Source organism: Mesorhizobium sp. M1004 (assembly GCF_040318795.1).
Taxonomy (GTDB): domain Bacteria; phylum Pseudomonadota; class Alphaproteobacteria; order Rhizobiales; family Rhizobiaceae; genus Mesorhizobium.
This window is the reverse complement of the sequence record NZ_JAMYNB010000007.1, coordinates 203,143-220,988: the sequence shown is the minus strand read 5'-3', so window position 1 is coordinate 220,988 and position 17,846 is coordinate 203,143. Positions and strand designations below refer to the sequence as shown.

Here is a 17,846-nt window from a genome sequence, read left to right as displayed (position 1 = left end):
CGGCATGTTCAGTCGATCGATATCTCGGACAGTTTGACGGTGCGGCCTTGCGCCATCGAGCGGTAGCCCGCCTCGACCAGTGCCATTGTCTTGACGTTATCGGCGACGGAGAGCGCCGGCGGCGCGCCTGTCTTCACCGCATGCTGCAATTGCTCCATCACGCCGATGAAGGCATGCGGGAACCACATCGTGTCCCAGCTCGGGCTGACCCATTCGCCGCCGGTCGTCTTGGTCGACGCATAGGTCAGCGTCGAGGCCACGCCTTTCGGCCAGCCGATCGTGCCTTTGGCGACACCCTTGGTGCCGTCGACGCGCCAGTTGATGTGCTGGTCGTCCTCATAGCCCTCCTGGCGCGGTCCGGACCAGACATCCTCCAGCGACACGGCGAGCACGCCGGAGGGAAAGCGCAGCGTCGAGACGGTGATGCCGTCTGAATGGTCGAATGTCGTGCGCGGATCCTTGCGCGTCAGCGTGGTGATTTCCGAGGGATCGCCGAACAGGAAGCGCAGCACGTCCAGATGATGCACGCTCATATTGGCGAGCGTCAGCCGGTCGTAGTCCTGAAGGAAAGTCTGCCAGTGCGGGATCGCATGCATGTCGATCTGCGCAAAGACGATGTCGCCCAGCGCGCCGCTGTCGATGATCTGCTTCAGGACGCGCATCGACTGGTCGTAGCGCATGTTCTGGTTGACCGAGAGGATCTTGCCTGACTTGGCTGCCTCGTCGCGCAGCTTCACGGCTTCATCGACCGACAGCGCCAGTGGCTTCTGCGCCAGGATCGCCTTGATGTGAGGCTGCTTCAGCGCATGGCGGATCAGCGCCGGCTGCTGGTCGGGCGGAAAGGCAAGGTCGACGATCTCGACCTCAGAATCCTCGATCAGCTGTTCCGGTGTGTCGTGGACGGTCGCAATGCTCCAGCGCTTCGCCACCTTCTCGGCGCTGGTCTTGGTGCGCGAGGCGATGGCGACGACTGGGAAACCGGCCTGCGCATAGGCGGCAAGATGGCATTCGGCCATGATCATGCCGGCGCCGATGCAACCGATCCGGTATTCGCTGGTGCGAACCCTCACATCCGGCTCGAAACCCTGGCCTGCCATCCATTCCTCCCTTGGACGACAGGATATAACGCCATGGCCGGCCCATCAGCCAAGGTCCGCTCCATCAATTCCCATCAGAACCATGCCGGGGTGACGGTGCGAACTAGTTTGCGGCAATCAGCACGGTGCTTTCCGGCGACCAGCTGAGCATTACATTCTGGCCCTCGGCCAGCCGGTCACTGCCGGTATTCTGGACGATGACTTTCAACGTCTGGCCGGCACGCTCGACGAAATAGGTGCTGTTGTTGCCGGCGAAAATGCGCTTGGAGATCTGGCCCTTCAGAGCGTTGGCATTGGCCGCATCCGCAACCCCGGCATCGGTGGCGATGCGAATGCGTTCGGGACGCACGGCGCAGCTGGCCTTCGTACCGGCGGCAAGCCGATCACCCACCCCGGCGGCGATCGCCGTGCCGTCAGGCAGCCGGATGCCGTTGCCGGTCGCATCGCCGCGAAAAATGTTTGCGTCGCCAAGGAAGGTGGCGGCGAATTCGCTCTTCGGCCGGTCGTAGATTTCCTCCGGCGGCCCTTCCTGCACGAGCCTGCCGTCCCGCAATATGCCGATGCGGTCGCTCATCGTCAGCGCCTCTTCCTGGTCGTGGGTGACGAAGATGGTGGTGATGCCGATCTCGCGCTGGATGCGCTTCAGCTCGATCTGCATGTCGACGCGCAGCGCCTTGTCGAGCGCGCCGAGCGGCTCGTCGAGCAACAGCACGCGCGGCTTGGTGACGATGGCGCGCGCCAGCGCCACACGCTGGCGTTGGCCGCCGGAGAGCTGGTGCGGCCGGCGCTCGCCGAGCTTGCCGAGCTGAACCAGATCGAGCGCGCGCTGCACTTCGGTGGCGATCGTCGCTTTCGTTTCGCCGCGCACCGACAGGCCGAAGGCGACATTATCGGCGACGCTCATATTGGGAAACAGCGCATAGTTCTGGAACACCATGCCGATGCGCCGCTTTTCGACCGGCACCCGTTCGACGCTCTCGCCGCCAATGGCGATGCGGCCGGAGTCGGGAAAGTCGAAGCCGGCGATTTGCCTGAGCAGCGTGGTCTTGCCGCTGCCCGAGGGGCCAAGCAGCCCATAGAAACCGCCATCGGCGAAATCGATGGAGACGTGGTCCAGCGCCTTGTGCGCGCCAAAACTGCGGGAGACGTTCGATACCTGCACGCCGGCCATTATTTCTCTCCGCCGAATTTGAAGAAGCGCGCCGTGAACAGCATCAGCGCCATCGACACGACAATGATGATGGTCGAGACCGCGTTGATCTCGGGCGTGAACCCCTTGCGGATCGCGGCGTAGATTTCGACCGGCAGCGTCGTCTGCCCCGGCGTCGCCAGGAAGTAGGAGACGACAAACTGGTCGAACGACACGGCAAATGCGAACAAGCCGCCGGCAATGACGCCGGGCATGATCCACGGCAGCGTCACACGCGCGGTCACCTGCCACTGGTTGGCGCCGAGCGAGCGCGCCGCCTCTTCCAGCTCCGGTGCAAAAGTCTGCAGCCGGGCCGAGACGACGACGATGACATAGGGCAGCGCCAGCGCCACATGGCCGAGCAGGATGGCTAACAGGCCGCGGCCAATGCCGACGCCGAAGAAGAAGATCAGCATCGCCGTGCCGGTGATCAGCCACGGAATGGCGATCGGCGGAAACAGCAGCGCCTGCAGCACTTTCTTGCCGCGGAAGTCGTAGCGGAAGAGCGCCAGCGAAGCGGCCGAGCCAAGCACCACTGAGATGAGCGTGGTGATGACCGCGATCTCGAGGCTGTTCCAGGTCGCCGCGATCAGCTGGTCGTTCTGCCAGAGCGAGGCATACCATTCCGTCGTCCATTCGAACGGCAATTGGTAGAAGGGCGAGACGTTGAACGACATCAGCGCCATGATGATGATCGGCAGATAGAGGAAGACGAGCAGCAGTCCGATGTAGAAGCGGCCTAGTCCTTCGATTATGCGGGTCGTCATCATCAAGCAGCCCTCCGCAGCACCGGCGAGGCAACCGCCAGGATCACCAGCACCACCGCCAGCAGGATGAAGGAAAGCGCCGCCCCCAGCGGCCAGTTGAAGACGGCGACGAACTGGTCCTCGATCACCGTGCCATAGAACGTGCCGGTGCGGCCGCCGAGAATGCGCGGCTCCATGAACGAGCCGACGACCGGCACGAAGATCAGTGCCGCACCTGCCACCAGGCCGGGCATAGACAGCGGGATGATCACCCGCTTCAGCACCTGCAGCCGCGAGGCGCCCAGCGAACGTCCGGCCTCGATCAGCGAGTCGTCGATGGCCTGCAAAGTGAGGTAACAGGTCAGCACCATGTAGGGCACGTAGGAGTGCACCAGGCCGATGATGACTGCGGGGTAGGAATACATCAGGTCGATGTTGATATTGAACGGCAGCACGGCGTTGAGCGCCGTGTCGAGGATGCCGCCCTCGCGCAGCACCATCGCCCAGGAGAAGATGCGCACCAGCCCGTTCGACCAGAACGGCAGGATGACCAGCAGGAAGATCGCCTCGCGGCTGCGCCCCTTCAGCACCTTGGCCAACACATAGGCTGCGGGATAACCGATGACGACGCACCACAAAGTCACTTCGAGGCCGAGCCGCAGCGAAGCGAGCAGCAGCGTCAGGTACAGGCTCTGCGAGAAGAAGGCGGCGTAATTGCCAAGGGTCAAGGCCCACGGCTTTCCCGACAGCGGCAGGTCGGTCATGAAGGAGAAGAACACCATGGCCGAGAGCGGCAGGAAGATCGCCACCGTCAGCCAGAGATAGGCCGGCGCCAGCAGCGGCAGGGCCGATCTCAGCCCGCTGCGCGACGCGACCGCACCCTGTACCGCCATGATACCCTCCTCCCCAGGATTGAAGGGCCAGCCGGCGCCAACCGCCGGCTGGTCCGGATGTGAGCGTTACTTCACGTCGACTTTGAGCTGCTGCCACAGCGCCAGATAGGCCTCGCGCTGCGCGTCGGTGATCGGCGCCTGGAACTGGATGCGCTTGGCCACCTCGGGATCGCCCATCACCTTGCGGTTGAAGGAGTCTTCAGGCAGCGCTTCCACCGCCTTGGTGTTGGCCGACACCGGAGCGCCGACCTTGGTGACCCATTCGACATAGAATTTCGGATCGATCATCCAGTTGATGAAGGCCTGCGCACCTTCGACATTCTTCGAGCCCACCGGGATCGAGAACGCGTCGAGCCAGGCGACGGCGCCTTCCTGCGGAACGACCAGCGAGACCGGCAGCTTGAAGTGGGTCTTGGCGCGATCGGCCGAGCCGCTCCAATAGGTGCCGATGTCGATCTGGTTGGAGGCGACCATCTGGTTCCAGTCGTTCTCCGAACTCCAGAACGTCTTGATCTGCGGCATCAGCGAGGTCAGCTTCGCCTTGACCGCTTCCATATCCTTGATGTCGTTGATATTCTGACCGGTGGCGATGGCGCCGAACTGCACCGCTTCGACAGCGTCGTCGCGAATGACGACCCGGCCCTTATGCGCTGGGTCCCACATTTCGGCGATCGAGGTCGGTGGCTTGTCGAAGGACTTTTCGTTGATTGCCAGCGCCGTCAGGCCCCACACCCACGGCACGCCATAGACCTTGCCGTCATGGTCGAGCATCGGCGATTGCGCCTTGTCCTTGCTGATGTCGGCATAGTTCGGCAGCTTCGAGACATCGATCGGCTGGATCAGCTTTTCCGCCATCGCCTGATCGTTGAAGGCGGCGTTGATCATGACCACGTCATAGAGGCCCGGATTGGTGCGGATCTTGGTCAGCATTTCCTGTTCGGAATTGAAGAAGTCGTTGACGACCTTGTTGCTGGTCGCCTTTTCGAAGGCTTCGATCGCCCACGGCTCGTCAGCGCCGTAGCCCTTCCAGTTGAGCACATGCACTTCGGCGGCACTGGCGGCCAGCGTGAGCGCGGAGGTGATGACGGCGGTCGCCGTCAGCAGGGCAGTCAGTCTTGGCATGCGCATGTTCGTTCCTCTCTTGTTTGCCCGCTTGGCGGGTCAGGCTGTCTGATGGGCCTTCTGGTTCTGGCCCGGCTCGCCCGTGGCGGCCTGGCTCAGGAAAGTCTGGATCTCGCTGTCGGTCGGCGCCGATGAGCCGCCATGGCGGGTGACGGAAAGTGCTGCCGCCGCATTGGCATAGCGCGCCGCCTCGAAGGGATGCACGCCGCGCGAGAGTGCACTGACGAAACCGCCGATATGGGTGTCGCCGGCGCCATTGGTGTCGATGGCATCGACCTTGAAGCCGGCAATGGTCTGCGTCTCGCCATTGACCAACCTCACGAAACAGCCCTTGGCGCCGGCGCGGATAACGACGCCTTCGGCCTTTGGGCAGTGGTCGGCGAGCAGCCGGGCGGCGAGTGCCTCGACATCGCCTTGCCCAGCGATCTCGACCGCTTCCGTCATGTTGCAGCTCAGCCATGTCGTACGGGCAAGCACCCGCGAAAGGATGGGACGTGGGATATCCGCGATGACCGGCGTTGGATCGAAAACGAAGGGAATGTTTTCTGGCAGCGCCTCGATCCAGTCGGTCAGCGCGTCGCGGCTGCCGGAATAGCTCAGCGTATAGCCCGACGTGAACACCCAATCATCAGGCGCGACCACCACGGGCCTCATCATCTCGAGGCTGAGAAAGCTCTCCGCACCGGGCCACGACACGAAGGTGCGCTCGGCATCCCCGGAGATCATGGCGACGCAATTGCCGCTGTCCATGACCGGCGATGGCGACGTCAGCGTTATGATGCCTTCGGCCGCAAACGCGGCGCGCAAGAAATCGCCATTCGGTCCGCTGCCGAGCTGGCCGCCGAACACAACCGTCATGCCGGTGCGGCTGGCCGCGACCATCATGTTGAAGCCGCCGCCGGCGACCTGCGCAAAGCTCGACGCGGTCTTCTCGCAGCCCGGCGCCGGCAAGGCGTCGATGCGGTAGACATAGTCGACGACGGCGCTGCCGATATGGACCAGACGCCCACTCATGCCGCGGCATCCTTGCTGGCCTTTGCCGTGCGCGCCGCGACGAGGTCTTCGGCAAGCGAGCGCACCTCCCCCATATCTATGCCGACGAGCCCGGCAATGTGTTGTTGCGGCAGTTGCGAAAAGCCGACGCAGGCGCCGGCCATGCCTGAGGCAATCGCGCCGATCGTGTCGGTGTCGCCGCCGAGATTGGCGCTGATGATTGCCGCTTGCCAGGGATCGCCCTGCGCGACTTCAAGCACGGCGAAAGCTGCCGGCACGGACTCCTGGCTGGCCACACCGGTGCCGACGAGATCGGTGATGAGCCCGATCGCATCCCGCGTGGTCTTGCCGCGCACGAGCTCCTGCGCCCAGGCGATACGCGCGGCGATATCGCCACCAGTCACCCAATGTCCGAGCCTGGCGCCTCGCCGCGCGGCTGCTACCGCGCTGTCGGAAGCGGCACGCCAGTCGCCGCCGGCGACGCCACGGCTGACGGCGGCGGCGACGGCGGCAGCCGTGGCAATGGCGATCGAGGTGTTGTGCGTCGCGCGGCAGGTCTCCGCCACCTTGGCGATAAAAGCGTCGAGCGGTTCCAGCGGCATCATGATGCCGACCGGCGCGATGCGCATGGCCGCGCCATTGGTGTCGCCCCGGCTTCCCGCCTCTTCCGCCGGCACGCCGTCATTGATGGCGTCGATGGCGCGCTTGGTCGATGGTCCCAGCAGGTCATAGCTGCCGCGCGCCTTGACCTCGCGCTCCCAGTCGAGCAGTGCGTTCACCCAGCGCGCATGATCGAAGCGGTCGCCGGACTCGACGAGAATGCGACCAAGCAGCAGCGCCTGTTCGGTATCGTCGGTGATGGTGCCGGCAACGAGCCCCTTCGACACCGGATGATCGGCAAACGGCGCCACGAAATCCTCGACATGGCCGTATAGCTCGGCGATCCGCGCCGGCGACAGAAGCTGCGTCGGCATGCCCAGCGCATCACCGAGCGCCCCACCGACAAGCGCGCCCATGGCGCGATCGAGCGTGTCGTTGGTTCTGTCCGGCATCGCTCAAAACCTCATATGCAGCGCGAAATGCGCCGGGTTGAGCAGGCTGGTTACATATTCGATCGGCCGGTCGTCAGCCGCACGCGTCAGCCGGCGTCCGCGCAGGAACGGCGTGCCTTGCGGGCAGCCGAGAATGGCGGCGTCTTCGGCATTCAGCATCTCGATGCCGACCCATTCCTCGCCATGGTCTGGGATGAGGCCGGCGCCGCGCAGCGTCTGGTGCAGCGAGCCTTCGCGCAGACCGCGCAGCGGCACGTCCTCCAGTTCGGGCGACAGCGGCAGGCGGCTGCGTTCGATGGAGATCGCATGGCCGTCGCTGGCATTGGTGCGCACCCGGTCGACGGCGATGAAAAACGGGCTTTCGATGCCAAGCAGCGCGGCAAGATCGGCATCCTCGATCACTTCAAGCCGCAGCGTCCGCGTCTCGGCATTGGCGCCGGCATTGGCCAGCGCCCGCGACCAGCCAATGCTGTCATCGACCGGCTTGCCGTCGAAAGTGACGAAGGAGCCGATGCCGACCTTGGTCGTGATCAGCCCACGGCTGGACAACTCCTCGAGGCCCTTGCGGACCGTGTTGCGGCTGACGGAAAAGCGCTGGACGAGTTCGTTCTCGCTTTGCAGGCGGTCGCCGAAGCCAAGCACGCCGGAGCGGATCTCATGTTCGAGAACGGTGGCGATCTGCTCGGGCTTGCCCGTGCCGGGAGAAAGTTGAACCGCGCGCCGCTTCATATGGGTACCTGTTCAGTAAACCTGTATAGTCCTGTTCGATATTGGAGTTGAAGGGCGGCGTCAACGATATATTTGGATTCACGCATATGCGTTGTGCTCAGGTGCCCCGGGCATCGTTTGTTCGCATGGCGACGCTAACCGCGCAGGGCGTCGCGTCTCCGAGACAGAGCGGGGGCAGCGCTTCCCTCAGGCGATTAGCCTTGCGCTCACACGAAGAAAAATTCCTCAATCCGTTGCTTGGCCGTCCGCAGCGCTGGCAGGATATCCCGCTCCATCGCCTCGACGGAGAACCGCGCCGACTGCGTCGAGACGTTGATCGCCGCCACGGTCTTGCCGGCGCGGTCATAGATCGGCACCGCTATCGAGCGCAGGCCAAGTTCCAGCTCTTCATCGACGACGGCAAAGCCATCCGCCCTCGCCGCGTCGATGGCCTTGGCCAGCGCGGCGCGGCTGGTGATCGTCTTCGGCGTGCGCCGTTCGATCCTCGCCTCTGCAAGCAAGGCCTTCAGCTCATCCGCGCCCAGCCCCGCAAGCAGGACGCGCCCCATCGAGGTGCAATGCGCCGGCAGCCTGGTGCCGACATCGAGCGAAACGCTGAGGATGCGGCGGCCAGGAATGCGCGCGACATAGACGACTTCCTCGCCCGACAGCACCGCCGCGTTACAGGCCTCGTCGAACTGGGCGGCCACGTCGCGCATGATGGGTGCGGCGAATGTCCACAGCGAGGCGCCGCCGAGCCAGGAGCGCACGATGGTGAGCAGGCGCGGCGATAGCGAAAACTGCCGGCCGGATTGCGTGGCATAGCCGGTCGCGGTTAGCGTCAGCAGGAAGCGACGCGCGCCGGCGCGGGTCAGCCCCGCCTCCTCCGCCATTTCGGTCAGCGTCATCCCGGCCGGATGCCGGGCCAGTATCTCCATGACTGCAAGGCCGCGCTCCAGCGAGCCGACATGGTCGCGTGTCGTTGCCTCGTCCTCCATGCGGCCTCCGCAAGACAATGCGCCGCCTTGACTCGTCTCGGCGGCGCGATGTAAAAATATCTCATACAAAACAAATGTTCGCAATACGAACTTTTTGAACTTCGGAGTTCTTGGCGATGGTCAATTTCCTGCCGCTCAAACAGGCCGTGGCTGAGAACCTGCATGATGGCGATACGGTCGCCTTCGAAGGCTTCACGCATCTGATCCCGACGGCGGCGGCGCATGAGGCCATCCGCCAGGGCTTTCGCGACCTGACGCTCATCCGCATGACCCCCGACCTGATCTACGACCAGATGATCGGCATGGGCATGGCCAAGAAGATCATCTTCTCCTATGTCGGCAATCCCGGCGTCGGCCTGCTGCGCCGCGCCCGCGACGCCATCGAGAACGGCTTCCCCCGGTCGATCGAGATCGAGGAGCACAGCCATGCCGGCATGGCCAACGCCTACGAGGCGGGAGCTGCCGGCCTGCCTTGCGCGGTGTTCCGCGGCTATCGCGGCGCCGGGCTGGCGGCAGTCAATCCCAACATCCGCTCGGTCACCTGCCCGTTCACCGGCGAGGTGCTTGCCGCCGTTCCTTCCATCCGACCGGACGTGACCTTCATCCACGCTCAGAAGGCCGACAAAAAAGGCAATGTGCTGGTCGAAGGCATTATCGGCATCCAGAAGGAAGCGGTGCTCGCGGCCAAGCGCGCCGTGGTGACGGTAGAGGAAGTCGTCGACAATTTCGACGACCTGCATCCCAACCTCACCGTGCTGCCGCGCTGGACCATCGCTGCGATCTCGGTGGTATCAGGCGGTTCGCATCCCTCCTACACGCACGGCTACTATGCCAGGGACAACGCCGCCTATCTCGAATGGGACGACATCGCCGCCGACCGTGAAAAATTCCAGACCTGGATGCAGGCCAATGTCCTTGAGCGCACGGCGGACGATTTCGCCGGCCGCGTAAAGCATCTGAGGAGCGCGGCATGAGCGGCTTTACTCCCAATGAGATGATGACGATTGCCGCCAGCCGAGCCCTGAAAAACGACGATGTCTGCTTCGTCGGCATTGGCGCGCCGTCGGCCGCCTGCAACGTCGCGCGACTGACGCATGCGCCCGACATCACGCTGATCTATGAAAGCGGCACCATCGGCACCGCGCCCGATGTTTTGCCGCTGTCGATCGGTGACGGCGAACTTTGCGATACCGCCGTCACGACCGTCTCGGTGCCGGAGATGTTTCGTTACTGGCTGCAGGGCGGCCGCATTTCGATCGGTTTCCTCGGTGCCGCCCAGCTCGACAAGTTCGGCAACATCAACACCACCATCATCGGCGACTATGCGCATCCCAAGACCCGCCTGCCCGGCGGCGGCGGCGCGCCGGAGATCGCCACCTCGTCGAAGGAGATCTACATCACCATGGCGCAGTCCAAGCGCGGCATGGTCGAGAAGATCGACTTCTTCACCTCCTTCGGCCATGGCGATGGGGGCGATCACCGCCAGCGCCTAGGCATCGAGACATCAGGACCGACGCTGCTGATCACCGACCTCGCCATCTGGAAGCCCGACCCGATGAGCAAGGAATTCACCGTGGTGTCGCTGCATCCCGGCGTGACGCGGCAGCAGGTGCAGGACAGCTGCGGCTGGATCGTAAAGTTCGCCGAGGCGCTTGACGAAACGCCGGCGCCGACGGAACTCGAGCTGACGACATTGCGTGACCTGCAGGCCCGCACCAAGGCGGCGCATGAGGGAAGCGGAAAAGAAAAGGCTGCATGACATGACCGAGGCATTCATCTGCGATTACATCCGCACCCCGATCGGCCGTTTCGGCGGCTCGCTGTCGTCGGTGCGGGCCGACGATCTCGGCGCCATTCCGCTGAAGGCGCTGGTCGAGCGCAATTCCGGCATCGACTGGCAGGCCATCGACGACGTCGTCTATGGCTGCGCCAACCAGGCCGGCGAGGACAATCGCAATGTCGCGCGCATGTCGCTCCTGCTCGCCGGATTGCCGCAGGAAGTGTCAGGCTCGACCGTCAATCGCCTCTGCGGGTCCGGCATGGACGCGCTCACCATCGCCGCCCGCGCCATCAAGGCGGGCGAAGCCGAGTTGATGATCGCCGGCGGCGTCGAATCGATGAGCCGCGCCCCCTTCGTCATGCCCAAGGCCGAGACCGCCTTTTCGCGCCATGCCGAGATCCACGACACCACCATCGGCTGGCGTTTCATCAACCCGCTGATGAAGAAACAGTATGGCGTCGATTCCATGCCGGAGACCGGCGAGAACGTCGCCGAGGATTTTTCAGTGTCGCGCGCCGACCAGGACGCCTTTGCCGTGCGCAGCCAGGACAAGGCCGTCGCGGCACAGGCCAATGGCCGGCTGGCGAAGGAGATTACCCCGGTGACGATCCCACAGAAAAAGGGCGATGCGATTATCGTATCGAAGGATGAGCATCCCCGCGCCGGCACCACGGTCGAGTCGCTAGCCAAATTGCCGACGCCGTTCCGCCAGGGCGGCACCGTCACCGCCGGCAACGCGTCCGGCGTCAATGACGGCGCGGCAGCGCTGATCATCGCCTCCGAAGCGGCTGTGAAAAAATACGGCCTGACGCCGATCGCCCGCGTCCTCGGCGGCGCTGCTGCCGGCGTGGCGCCACGCATCATGGGCATCGGCCCTGCCCCGGCGACACAAAAGCTCTGCGCCCGCCTCGGCCTGACACCGCAGCAATTCGATGTCATCGAGCTCAACGAAGCTTTCGCCTCCCAAGGCATCGCCGTGCTCCGCCAACTCGGCATCTCCGAGGACGCGGAGCACGTTAATCCGAATGGCGGCGCCATCGCGCTTGGTCATCCCTTGGGCATGTCGGGCGCGCGTATCACTGGCACCGCGGCACTGGAACTGCGCGAGCGCAGCGCCCGCTATGCGCTGGCCACCATGTGCATCGGCGTCGGCCAGGGCATCGCCGTGGCGCTCGAACGGGTTTGAGTTTGCACCGCCCTTAATAGGGCAAACCGACATAGTTTTCAGCCAGCGCGGTCGACGCCGCTTGCGAATGCACGAGATAGTCGAGCTCGGCTTCCTGGATGCGCTGGCCGAACTCGCCCGTATCGGGAAAGCGGTGCAGCATCGTCGTCATCCACCAGGAGAAGCGCACCGCCTTCCACACTCTGGCCAGCGCCTTGGCTGAATAAGCGTCGAGCCCGCTTGGTGATTTGTCCAGATAGAATTCGCGAAGCCCAGCAAAGAGATAGCGCACATCGCTGGCGGCGAGGTTGAGCCCCTTGGCGCCCGTCGGCGGCACGATATGGGCGGCGTCGCCGACCAGGAACAGCCGGCCGAAGCGCATCGGCTCGGCGACGAAGGAGCGCAGCGGCGCGATTGATTTTTCGAAGGACGGGCCGGTAACGACCGCGGCTGCGGTCTGTTCCGGCAGGCGACTGCGCAATTCGTCCCAGAAGCGACCGTCGCTCCAGGCGTCGACCTGTTCATCAGCCGGGACCTGCACATAGTAGCGGCTGCGATGCGTCGACCGCATCGAGCACAGCGCAAAGCCCCGCTCATGGTTGGCGTAGACCAGTTCGTGATCGGCCGGCGGCACTTCGGCCAGCACGCCGAGCCAGCCGAAGGGATAGGTCCGCTCGAAGGTTTTCAGCGCCCGCCCAGGCGCCGATTTGCGGCTAACGCCGTGATAGCCGTCGCAGCCGGCGATGAAGTCGCAGTCGATGCAATGGCTGACGCCGTCCTTGTCGTAGGTGACGTAGGGCGCTTCGCCATCGAAACCATGCAGCGCGACGTTGGCCGCCTCATAGACGGTGGTCAGCCCGGCCGCCTCGCGCTTGTCCATCAGATCGTGCGTCACTTCGGTCTGACCATAGACGGTGACATGCTTGCCGCCGGTCAGTGCCGTGAGGTCGAGCCGGTGCAGGCCGCCGCCGAACGCAAGCGAGATGCCGGCATGCAGCAGGCCCTCGGCATGCAGCCTTACAGCTGCGCCCGCCTCTTCGAGCAACTCGACGGTGCCTTGTTCGAGCACCCCTGCCCGCACCCGGCCAAGCACATGCTGCCGGCTCGAACGTTCGAGGATCACCGTCTCGACGCCAATGGTGCCGAGAAGCTGGCCAAGCAGCAGCCCGGACGGTCCGGAGCCGACAATGACGATCTTTGTGCGCATCAGTGTCCCAGGCTTTCGATCTGTCCGGCGAGTTCGGCGGCGAGCCGTAGCGCAGCCGCGGTCGCTATCGCCATTTGCGGCAAGAGCAGCCATTCCAGCGTCCAGGCAGCACCGGAGCGCTCCTGCTCATGCACCAGCGCCTGGTGCATGCCGGAAAGCTGGGTGGCGTTGAAGCGCGCCAGCGTCACCAGCACTTCCGCCTTCACCGGGTTCTGCTTGTGCGGCATGGCCGACGAGCCGCCGCCGCCGGACAGCTTGATGTCGGTTCCACCTTGCGCCATCAGCGCAACGTCCTGGCCGAACTTGCCGAGACTGCCGGTGATGAGCGATAGCAGCCCGGCGAATTCGGCCAGCGCATCCCGCTGGCTGTGCCATTGCGGCGCGTCGCCAAGGCCGAGCTTTGCGGCAAGGGCCGCGCGCACGGCAGGTCCTTTGTCGCCCAGCTTCTCCAGCGTGCCGGCGGCGCCGCCAAACTGCACCACGATCAGACGCTTGGATTGCTCCGACAATCTCTGCTGATGCCGTTGCAGCGGCGTGCGCCACACCGCCACGCGGTCCGACGCCTGAATTGGGATCGCCGGCTGCATGCGCGTCATCGCTGTCAATGCACGGCTGCCAAAACGTTCTTCCAGCCCCACCAGCCGCAGAATGTTTTCAGTCAGCAGCAGGTCGAGATGTTCAATGAGCCGGCGCAGCCGAAGCACCAGGCCAGTGTCGATGACGTCCTGGCTGGTTGCGCCGAAATGCACGCCGGCGTCGTGCGGCGCCCCGACCGCTGCCTTCAACTGGCGCACCAGTTCGGGCACGATCACGCCATCCTTCGCCACACCGGCCCGCAGCCGCGCGGTGTCCGGCTTGTATGACAACAGGACAGGTATAATCGCCGCGGCGGCATCCGTGCCGATAATCCCGCTTTCGGCTTCCGCTTGCGCCAGCGCGCGCTCGAAATCGAGCATGGCGGCGATTTCCCCATCCACCGAAAAATGCCGAGCCGCCTCCTCGTCGCCGAGCAGGCCGGAAAGCAGCGGATGGTCGAAGGGCGATACGGTCATGTGCTGGTTTCCTCCGTCAGCTGTCGAAGAAGACCGTTTCCTTCTCCCCCTGGAGATGGACGTCGAAAATATAGTCGTCGCCTTGCCGCTCGGCGATCAGCGTCGGCACGCGCACCTTGTGCTCGATGCGGGCCAGGATCGGATCCTCGGCATTGGCCTTGGCCTCGTCGGAGAAATAGAGCCGCGTGTGGAGGCCGATATTGATGCCGCGGGCGACGATCCACAGGCTGATATGCGGCGCCATCAGCCGGCCGTCGCCATACGGCACGCGTCCCGGCTTGATCGTCTGAAAACTGCACAGGCCGGTTTCCATGTCGGTCGGCTGACGGCCCCAGCCCTGAAAATCCGGATCGGCATCGCCGCGCAATTCGGCCGGCGAATTGTAGAAGCCATTGGCATCCGCTTGCCAGATCTCGATCAACGCATCCCTGAGCGGCGTGCCGGTGCCGTCGAGCACGCGAATGCGCAAACCGATGCGGTCGCCCTTGGCGTTGTCGTTGAGCATCGTGGCGCCCAGGTCTGTCGGGTAGACGCCGCCGATACCGCCGAAATTCGGCGTCAGCCCGATATGCACGTAGGGCCCGGCGGTCTGCGACGGGCTCTCCTTCAGCCGGGTCAGCGATTGCGCCATCAATTGCCCTCCGGACGGTTTTCGAACAGCGAGGCGCGGCGTCCGCGCAACACGATGTCGAACTTGTAGGCGCGCGCGTCGAACGGGATCGTCGCCTGCATGTCGAGCGCGGCGACCAGCGTCTCAATCGCCGCCTTGTCGCGGATACCGCGCACGATCGGGCACCGCCAGATCAGCGGGTCGCCCTCGAAATACATCTGGGTGATCAGCCGCTGTGCGAAGCCGTGGCCGAACACCGAGAAATGGATGTGCGACGGCCGCCAGTCATTGGGCCCGTTCGGCCAGGGATAGGGACCTGGCTTCACCGTGCGAAAGGCATAGCCGCCATCGGCATCGGTGATGGTGCGGCCGCAGCCGCCGAAATTCGGATCGAGCGGCGCCAGATAGCCGTCCTTCTTGTGGCGGTAGCGGCCGCCCGCATTGGCCTGCCAGAATTCGAGCAGCGCGCCGGAGACGCCCTGGCCGCGCTCGTCGAGCACGCGGCCATAGACGATGATACGCTCGCCGATGGCGCTCTCGCCGGACTTTGCAAAATTGTGGATCAGGTCATTGTCGAGTTCGCCCAGCACGGCGTGGCCGAACACCGGACCGGTGATCTCCGACGCCGTGTTGTCGAAGGCCAGCAGCGCCTTCTGCGGCGAGCGCAGCACCGAAGTCTTGTAGTCGGGCGTCAGCGCCGGCGGGTGCCAGCCGCGGTCGCGCTGGAAGAAGGCGCCGGTCTCGGGCCTGCGGTTCGAGCCGGCATCAGCTGGCATGGCCAGCCCTGCTTCCGTCCATTTCCGAAAACACCTCCTTGGCGATCCTGAAGGCGCGGTTGGCCGCCGGCACGCCGGCATAGATCGCGACATGCAGGAACGCTTCGCAGATATCGTCGCGCGACGCACCGGTGTTGGCGGTGGCGCGCACATGCATGGCGACCTCTTCATCATGGCCAAGGGCGGCCAGCAGTGCCAGCGTCACGATCGAGCGTTCGCGCCTGCTGAAGCCCGGACGCGCCCACACAGTGCCCCATGCTGCCTCGGTGATCAGCTCCTGGAACGGCCGGTCGAAATCGGTGACGGCATCCTCGCTGCGATCGACATGAGGGTCGCCGAGCACCGAGCGCCTGACGGTCAGCCCGGTTCGGTATCTGGTTTCGTTTTTGGGCAGTTCATCCATGGGTCTGCTTTCTCAGGGGAAGCGCCGCGACGAAATCGCGGATCAGGGTGGTCAGCGCCTCGGGCTGTTCGACGCAAGGGATGTGCGCGGCGTCACGAATGATTTCGAAATGTGCGCCTGGGATCAGATCGGCCAGCCAGCGGACGAGATCCGGCGGCGTCGAGCCGTCCTGGTCGCCAACGACGCAAAGCGTGGGCACCGCGATCGCCTGCGCAGCCTCGGTAAAATCGGCATCGCGCACCGCGGCGCAGGTGCCGACATAGCCGGCGACGGCTTGCCGGGTCATCATGTTCCAGTAGCCGTCGAGCTCGGCGACACGGTCCGCGTGGAAGGCAGGCGTAAACCACATTTTGAGCACGGCATCGGCGATGGCCTGGATGCCTTTGCTTTCGACCGTTTCGATGCGGGTGTTCCAGCTGTCGGCCGTGCCGATCTTGTGGGCGGTGTCGCACAGGATGAGGCCGTCGACGATTTCGGGGCGCCGGGCATAAAACCCTTGCGCAATCAGGCCGCCCACCGACAGGCCGCACAGCAACACCGCATTGTTCAGTTCGAAATGATCGATCAGACCCGACAGATCATCGACATGCTCGTCGATCGAGCTGACGCCACCAATGTCGGACAGGCCATGGCCGCGCTTGTCGTAGACCAACACAGGCATTTCGCCACCCAGTTCGGACAACACCTCGTCCCAGATGCGGAAGTCGGTGCCCAGCGAATTGATGAACACGATCGGCCGCGCATTTCCCTTCGCCTTGATATGGCGATGGTGCAGCGTGATGCCGCCAATGTTGACGAATGGCACGATTTCGATCCTCCGTGTTCACATTGCACAAGGCATTTGGTTTGGTAAAATGATATTTTACGCCGTTTCATTAACTGCTAGGTTATGAGAACATGTCCGAAAGCCGCATAAGGTTCCGTCACCTGCAGGCATTCCTTGAGGTAGCGCGGCAAGGCAGCGTGGCGAGGGCGGCCGACTTTCTCCATGTCAGCCCACCGGCCGTGACCAAGACGTTGCGCGAATTGGAGGAGGCGCTTGGCATCGCTGTCGTCGAACGCGACGGCCGCGGCATCAGGGTGACGCGGCTTGGCGAAATCTTTCTCGGCCATGCCGGCACGGCGATCACGGCACTGAAGCGCGGCGTCGATTCCGTCCGCCAGGACGGCGCCATCAACCGGCATCCGATCCGCATCGGCGCGCTCCCGACAGTGTCGGCCAAGGTGATGCCACGCGCCATAAGCCTGTTCCTGAGTGAAAATACCGGTGCTGCGATCAAGATCGTCACCGGCGAGAACGCGGTCCTGCTGGAACAGTTGCGCGTCGGTGCGCTCGATCTCGTCGTCGGCCGGCTTGCGGCGCCGGAAAACATGACCGGCTTCTTCTTCGAGCATCTCTATTCCGAACCGGTGCTGTTCGTGGTGAGGGCCGGCCATCCGCTGCTGCAGCCGGGCCAGGACATCTTCGCCCGGCTCGATGAATTCCCGGTGCTGATGCCGACGCGGGAGTCGGTCATCCGCCCGTTCGTCGACCGCCTGTTCATCACCAACGGCATGACGGCGCCTGCGACCGAGATCGAGACCGTCTCGGATTCCTTCGGCCGTGCCTTCCTGCGCCAAAGCAATGCGGTCTGGATCATATCGACAGGCGTCGTCGCCAACGAACTCTCCAGCGGCGCCTTCGTCGCCTTGCCCGTCAACACCGAGGAAACCAAAGGGCCCGTCGGCCTGACGATGCGGACCGACACTGCGCCTTCGCCGGCCTTCACCATCCTGCTGCAGACCATTCGCGAGGCGGCCAGCCAGAACGCCTGAGCACCTTTCGCCAATCTGGCGCAGAGCGGGCCTTCAGCCGTATTTCCATAACCTGTTGGTTAACGAAACACCGCAAAATATCATTTTACCAAACCAAACACCTAGGGCACTGTGACGATGGGAGGATCGAAATCGTGCCGTTATCGGCATTGGCGGCGTTCCGCTGCCGCCTCAAGGCATGCCGGGGCGATCTCCGATCTTAAGAACGGGCGGCATCGATTTTGAGCAGGCCGGCGGTGA

Annotated in this window: 19 protein-coding genes; 4 read left to right on the top strand and 15 right to left on the bottom strand. The window is 64.2% G+C overall.

Annotated elements, in window-relative coordinates; translation table 11 throughout:
* Positions 1 to 8 precede the first annotated feature (8 nt).
* The 9 genes from NKH54_RS16965 to NKH54_RS16925 all read right to left on the bottom strand — a co-directional run bounded on the left by NKH54_RS16965 (position 9) and on the right by NKH54_RS16925 (position 8,798).
* Entirely contained in the window at positions 9 to 1,097 is a 1,089-nt protein-coding gene (locus NKH54_RS16965; RefSeq protein WP_023712102.1) for a Gfo/Idh/MocA family protein, read from the bottom strand.
* A 103-nt stretch (positions 1,098 to 1,200) separates the two neighbouring features.
* Positions 1,201 to 2,268: an ABC transporter ATP-binding protein gene (locus NKH54_RS16960; protein ID WP_023712103.1), complete on the bottom strand. Its 1,068-nt coding sequence runs from the start codon at positions 2,266 to 2,268 to the stop codon at positions 1,201 to 1,203.
* Positions 2,268 to 3,056, bottom strand: a complete 789-nt coding sequence (locus tag NKH54_RS16955) for an ABC transporter permease (protein WP_023712104.1) — start codon at positions 3,054 to 3,056, stop codon at positions 2,268 to 2,270. The genes NKH54_RS16960 and NKH54_RS16955 overlap by 1 nt, the downstream gene beginning before the upstream one ends.
* On the bottom strand, positions 3,056 to 3,925 hold the full coding sequence (locus NKH54_RS16950) for an ABC transporter permease (protein ID WP_023712105.1): 870 nt from the start codon (positions 3,923 to 3,925) through the stop codon (positions 3,056 to 3,058). The genes NKH54_RS16955 and NKH54_RS16950 overlap by 1 nt, the downstream gene beginning before the upstream one ends.
* Positions 3,926 to 3,991: 66 nt before the next feature.
* On the bottom strand, positions 3,992 to 5,053 hold the full coding sequence (locus tag NKH54_RS16945) for an ABC transporter substrate-binding protein (protein WP_023668165.1): 1,062 nt from the start codon (positions 5,051 to 5,053) through the stop codon (positions 3,992 to 3,994).
* Between the two features lie 33 nt (positions 5,054 to 5,086).
* A complete protein-coding gene (locus NKH54_RS16940) occupies positions 5,087 to 6,061 on the bottom strand; it encodes a PfkB family carbohydrate kinase (protein WP_023714831.1) in 975 nt (324 codons plus the stop codon).
* Positions 6,058 to 7,092: an ADP-ribosylglycohydrolase family protein gene (locus tag NKH54_RS16935; protein ID WP_023714832.1), complete on the bottom strand. Its 1,035-nt coding sequence runs from the start codon at positions 7,090 to 7,092 to the stop codon at positions 6,058 to 6,060. The genes NKH54_RS16940 and NKH54_RS16935 overlap by 4 nt, the downstream gene beginning before the upstream one ends.
* A gap of 3 nt (positions 7,093 to 7,095) precedes the next feature.
* Positions 7,096 to 7,821 (bottom strand): GntR family transcriptional regulator, encoded by a 726-nt coding sequence (locus tag NKH54_RS16930; protein WP_023687928.1) that lies wholly within the window; start codon positions 7,819 to 7,821, stop codon positions 7,096 to 7,098.
* A 206-nt stretch (positions 7,822 to 8,027) separates the two neighbouring features.
* A complete protein-coding gene (locus NKH54_RS16925) occupies positions 8,028 to 8,798 on the bottom strand; it encodes an IclR family transcriptional regulator domain-containing protein (protein WP_023714833.1) in 771 nt (256 codons plus the stop codon).
* Positions 8,799 to 8,914: 116 nt separating this feature from the next.
* Between NKH54_RS16925 and NKH54_RS16920 the strand changes: the two genes are divergently transcribed.
* From NKH54_RS16920 to pcaF, 3 genes are read left to right on the top strand one after another with little or no spacing between them, the layout of a single operon-like run.
* Positions 8,915 to 9,772, top strand: a complete 858-nt coding sequence (locus NKH54_RS16920) for a CoA transferase subunit A (protein WP_023685266.1) — start codon at positions 8,915 to 8,917, stop codon at positions 9,770 to 9,772.
* Positions 9,769 to 10,557 (top strand): CoA-transferase subunit beta, encoded by a 789-nt coding sequence (locus NKH54_RS16915; protein ID WP_353028589.1) that lies wholly within the window; start codon positions 9,769 to 9,771, stop codon positions 10,555 to 10,557. The genes NKH54_RS16920 and NKH54_RS16915 overlap by 4 nt, the downstream gene beginning before the upstream one ends.
* 1 nt (position 10,558) lies before the next feature.
* Positions 10,559 to 11,764, top strand: a complete 1,206-nt coding sequence (gene pcaF / locus NKH54_RS16910; protein WP_023712109.1) for a 3-oxoadipyl-CoA thiolase — start codon at positions 10,559 to 10,561, stop codon at positions 11,762 to 11,764.
* 13 nt (positions 11,765 to 11,777) lie between these two features.
* Here the strand turns inward: pcaF and pobA are convergent, their stop codons facing one another.
* Genes pobA through pcaD form a run of 6 tightly spaced genes read right to left on the bottom strand, consistent with a single transcriptional unit; the run spans position 11,778 to position 16,596 of the window.
* The gene (gene pobA / locus NKH54_RS16905) at positions 11,778 to 12,950 is read right to left on the bottom strand and encodes a 4-hydroxybenzoate 3-monooxygenase (protein WP_023712110.1); all 1,173 of its coding nucleotides are present in this window, start codon (positions 12,948 to 12,950) and stop codon (positions 11,778 to 11,780) included.
* On the bottom strand, positions 12,950 to 14,002 hold the full coding sequence (locus tag NKH54_RS16900; RefSeq protein WP_023754410.1) for a 3-carboxy-cis,cis-muconate cycloisomerase: 1,053 nt from the start codon (positions 14,000 to 14,002) through the stop codon (positions 12,950 to 12,952). The genes pobA and NKH54_RS16900 overlap by 1 nt, the downstream gene beginning before the upstream one ends.
* Before the next feature lie 16 nt (positions 14,003 to 14,018).
* Entirely contained in the window at positions 14,019 to 14,633 is a 615-nt protein-coding gene (gene pcaG / locus NKH54_RS16895; RefSeq protein WP_023668155.1) for a protocatechuate 3,4-dioxygenase subunit alpha, read from the bottom strand.
* Positions 14,633 to 15,388, bottom strand: coding sequence for a protocatechuate 3,4-dioxygenase subunit beta (pcaH, locus tag NKH54_RS16890; RefSeq protein ID WP_023704676.1), 756 nt, complete (start codon positions 15,386 to 15,388; stop codon positions 14,633 to 14,635). The genes pcaG and pcaH overlap by 1 nt, the downstream gene beginning before the upstream one ends.
* Positions 15,378 to 15,791: a 4-carboxymuconolactone decarboxylase gene (gene pcaC, locus NKH54_RS16885; RefSeq protein ID WP_023668153.1), complete on the bottom strand. Its 414-nt coding sequence runs from the start codon at positions 15,789 to 15,791 to the stop codon at positions 15,378 to 15,380. The genes pcaH and pcaC overlap by 11 nt, the downstream gene beginning before the upstream one ends.
* Positions 15,784 to 16,596, bottom strand: coding sequence for a 3-oxoadipate enol-lactonase (pcaD, locus tag NKH54_RS16880; protein WP_353028588.1), 813 nt, complete (start codon positions 16,594 to 16,596; stop codon positions 15,784 to 15,786). The genes pcaC and pcaD overlap by 8 nt, the downstream gene beginning before the upstream one ends.
* Before the next feature lie 92 nt (positions 16,597 to 16,688).
* Here pcaD and pcaQ point away from each other — a divergent pair, with 92 nt between their 5' ends.
* Positions 16,689 to 17,606 (top strand): pca operon transcription factor PcaQ, encoded by a 918-nt coding sequence (gene pcaQ, locus NKH54_RS16875; protein WP_023685275.1) that lies wholly within the window; start codon positions 16,689 to 16,691, stop codon positions 17,604 to 17,606.
* Positions 17,607 to 17,846 lie beyond the last annotated feature (240 nt).

Excerpts from the sequence above, each read along its gene's own strand:
- pcaH (WP_023704676.1), bottom strand. The coding sequence starts at position 15,388 with ATGCCAGCTGATGCCGGCTCGAACCGCAGGCCCGAGACCGGCGCCTTC.
- NKH54_RS16925 (WP_023714833.1), bottom strand. The coding sequence starts at position 8,798 with ATGGAGGACGAGGCAACGACACGCGACCATGTCGGCTCGCTGGAGCGC.
- NKH54_RS16935 (WP_023714832.1), bottom strand. The coding sequence starts at position 7,092 with ATGCCGGACAGAACCAACGACACGCTCGATCGCGCCATGGGCGCGCTT.
- NKH54_RS16900 (WP_023754410.1), bottom strand. The coding sequence starts at position 14,002 with ATGACCGTATCGCCCTTCGACCATCCGCTGCTTTCCGGCCTGCTCGGC.
- NKH54_RS16915 (WP_353028589.1), top strand. The coding sequence starts at position 9,769 with ATGAGCGGCTTTACTCCCAATGAGATGATGACGATTGCCGCCAGCCGA.
- pobA (WP_023712110.1), bottom strand. The coding sequence starts at position 12,950 with ATGCGCACAAAGATCGTCATTGTCGGCTCCGGACCGTCCGGGCTGCTG.
- NKH54_RS16950 (WP_023712105.1), bottom strand. The coding sequence starts at position 3,925 with ATGGCGGTACAGGGTGCGGTCGCGTCGCGCAGCGGGCTGAGATCGGCC.
- NKH54_RS16945 (WP_023668165.1), bottom strand. The coding sequence starts at position 5,053 with ATGCGCATGCCAAGACTGACTGCCCTGCTGACGGCGACCGCCGTCATC.
- pcaF (WP_023712109.1), top strand. The coding sequence starts at position 10,559 with ATGACCGAGGCATTCATCTGCGATTACATCCGCACCCCGATCGGCCGT.
- pcaC (WP_023668153.1), bottom strand. The coding sequence starts at position 15,791 with ATGGATGAACTGCCCAAAAACGAAACCAGATACCGAACCGGGCTGACC.
- pcaG (WP_023668155.1), bottom strand. The coding sequence starts at position 14,633 with ATGGCGCAATCGCTGACCCGGCTGAAGGAGAGCCCGTCGCAGACCGCC.
- NKH54_RS16965 (WP_023712102.1), bottom strand. The coding sequence starts at position 1,097 with ATGGCAGGCCAGGGTTTCGAGCCGGATGTGAGGGTTCGCACCAGCGAA.
- pcaQ (WP_023685275.1), top strand. The coding sequence starts at position 16,689 with ATGTCCGAAAGCCGCATAAGGTTCCGTCACCTGCAGGCATTCCTTGAG.
- NKH54_RS16930 (WP_023687928.1), bottom strand. The coding sequence starts at position 7,821 with ATGAAGCGGCGCGCGGTTCAACTTTCTCCCGGCACGGGCAAGCCCGAG.
- NKH54_RS16960 (WP_023712103.1), bottom strand. The coding sequence starts at position 2,268 with ATGGCCGGCGTGCAGGTATCGAACGTCTCCCGCAGTTTTGGCGCGCAC.
- NKH54_RS16955 (WP_023712104.1), bottom strand. The coding sequence starts at position 3,056 with ATGATGACGACCCGCATAATCGAAGGACTAGGCCGCTTCTACATCGGA.
- NKH54_RS16940 (WP_023714831.1), bottom strand. The coding sequence starts at position 6,061 with ATGAGTGGGCGTCTGGTCCATATCGGCAGCGCCGTCGTCGACTATGTC.
- NKH54_RS16920 (WP_023685266.1), top strand. The coding sequence starts at position 8,915 with ATGGTCAATTTCCTGCCGCTCAAACAGGCCGTGGCTGAGAACCTGCAT.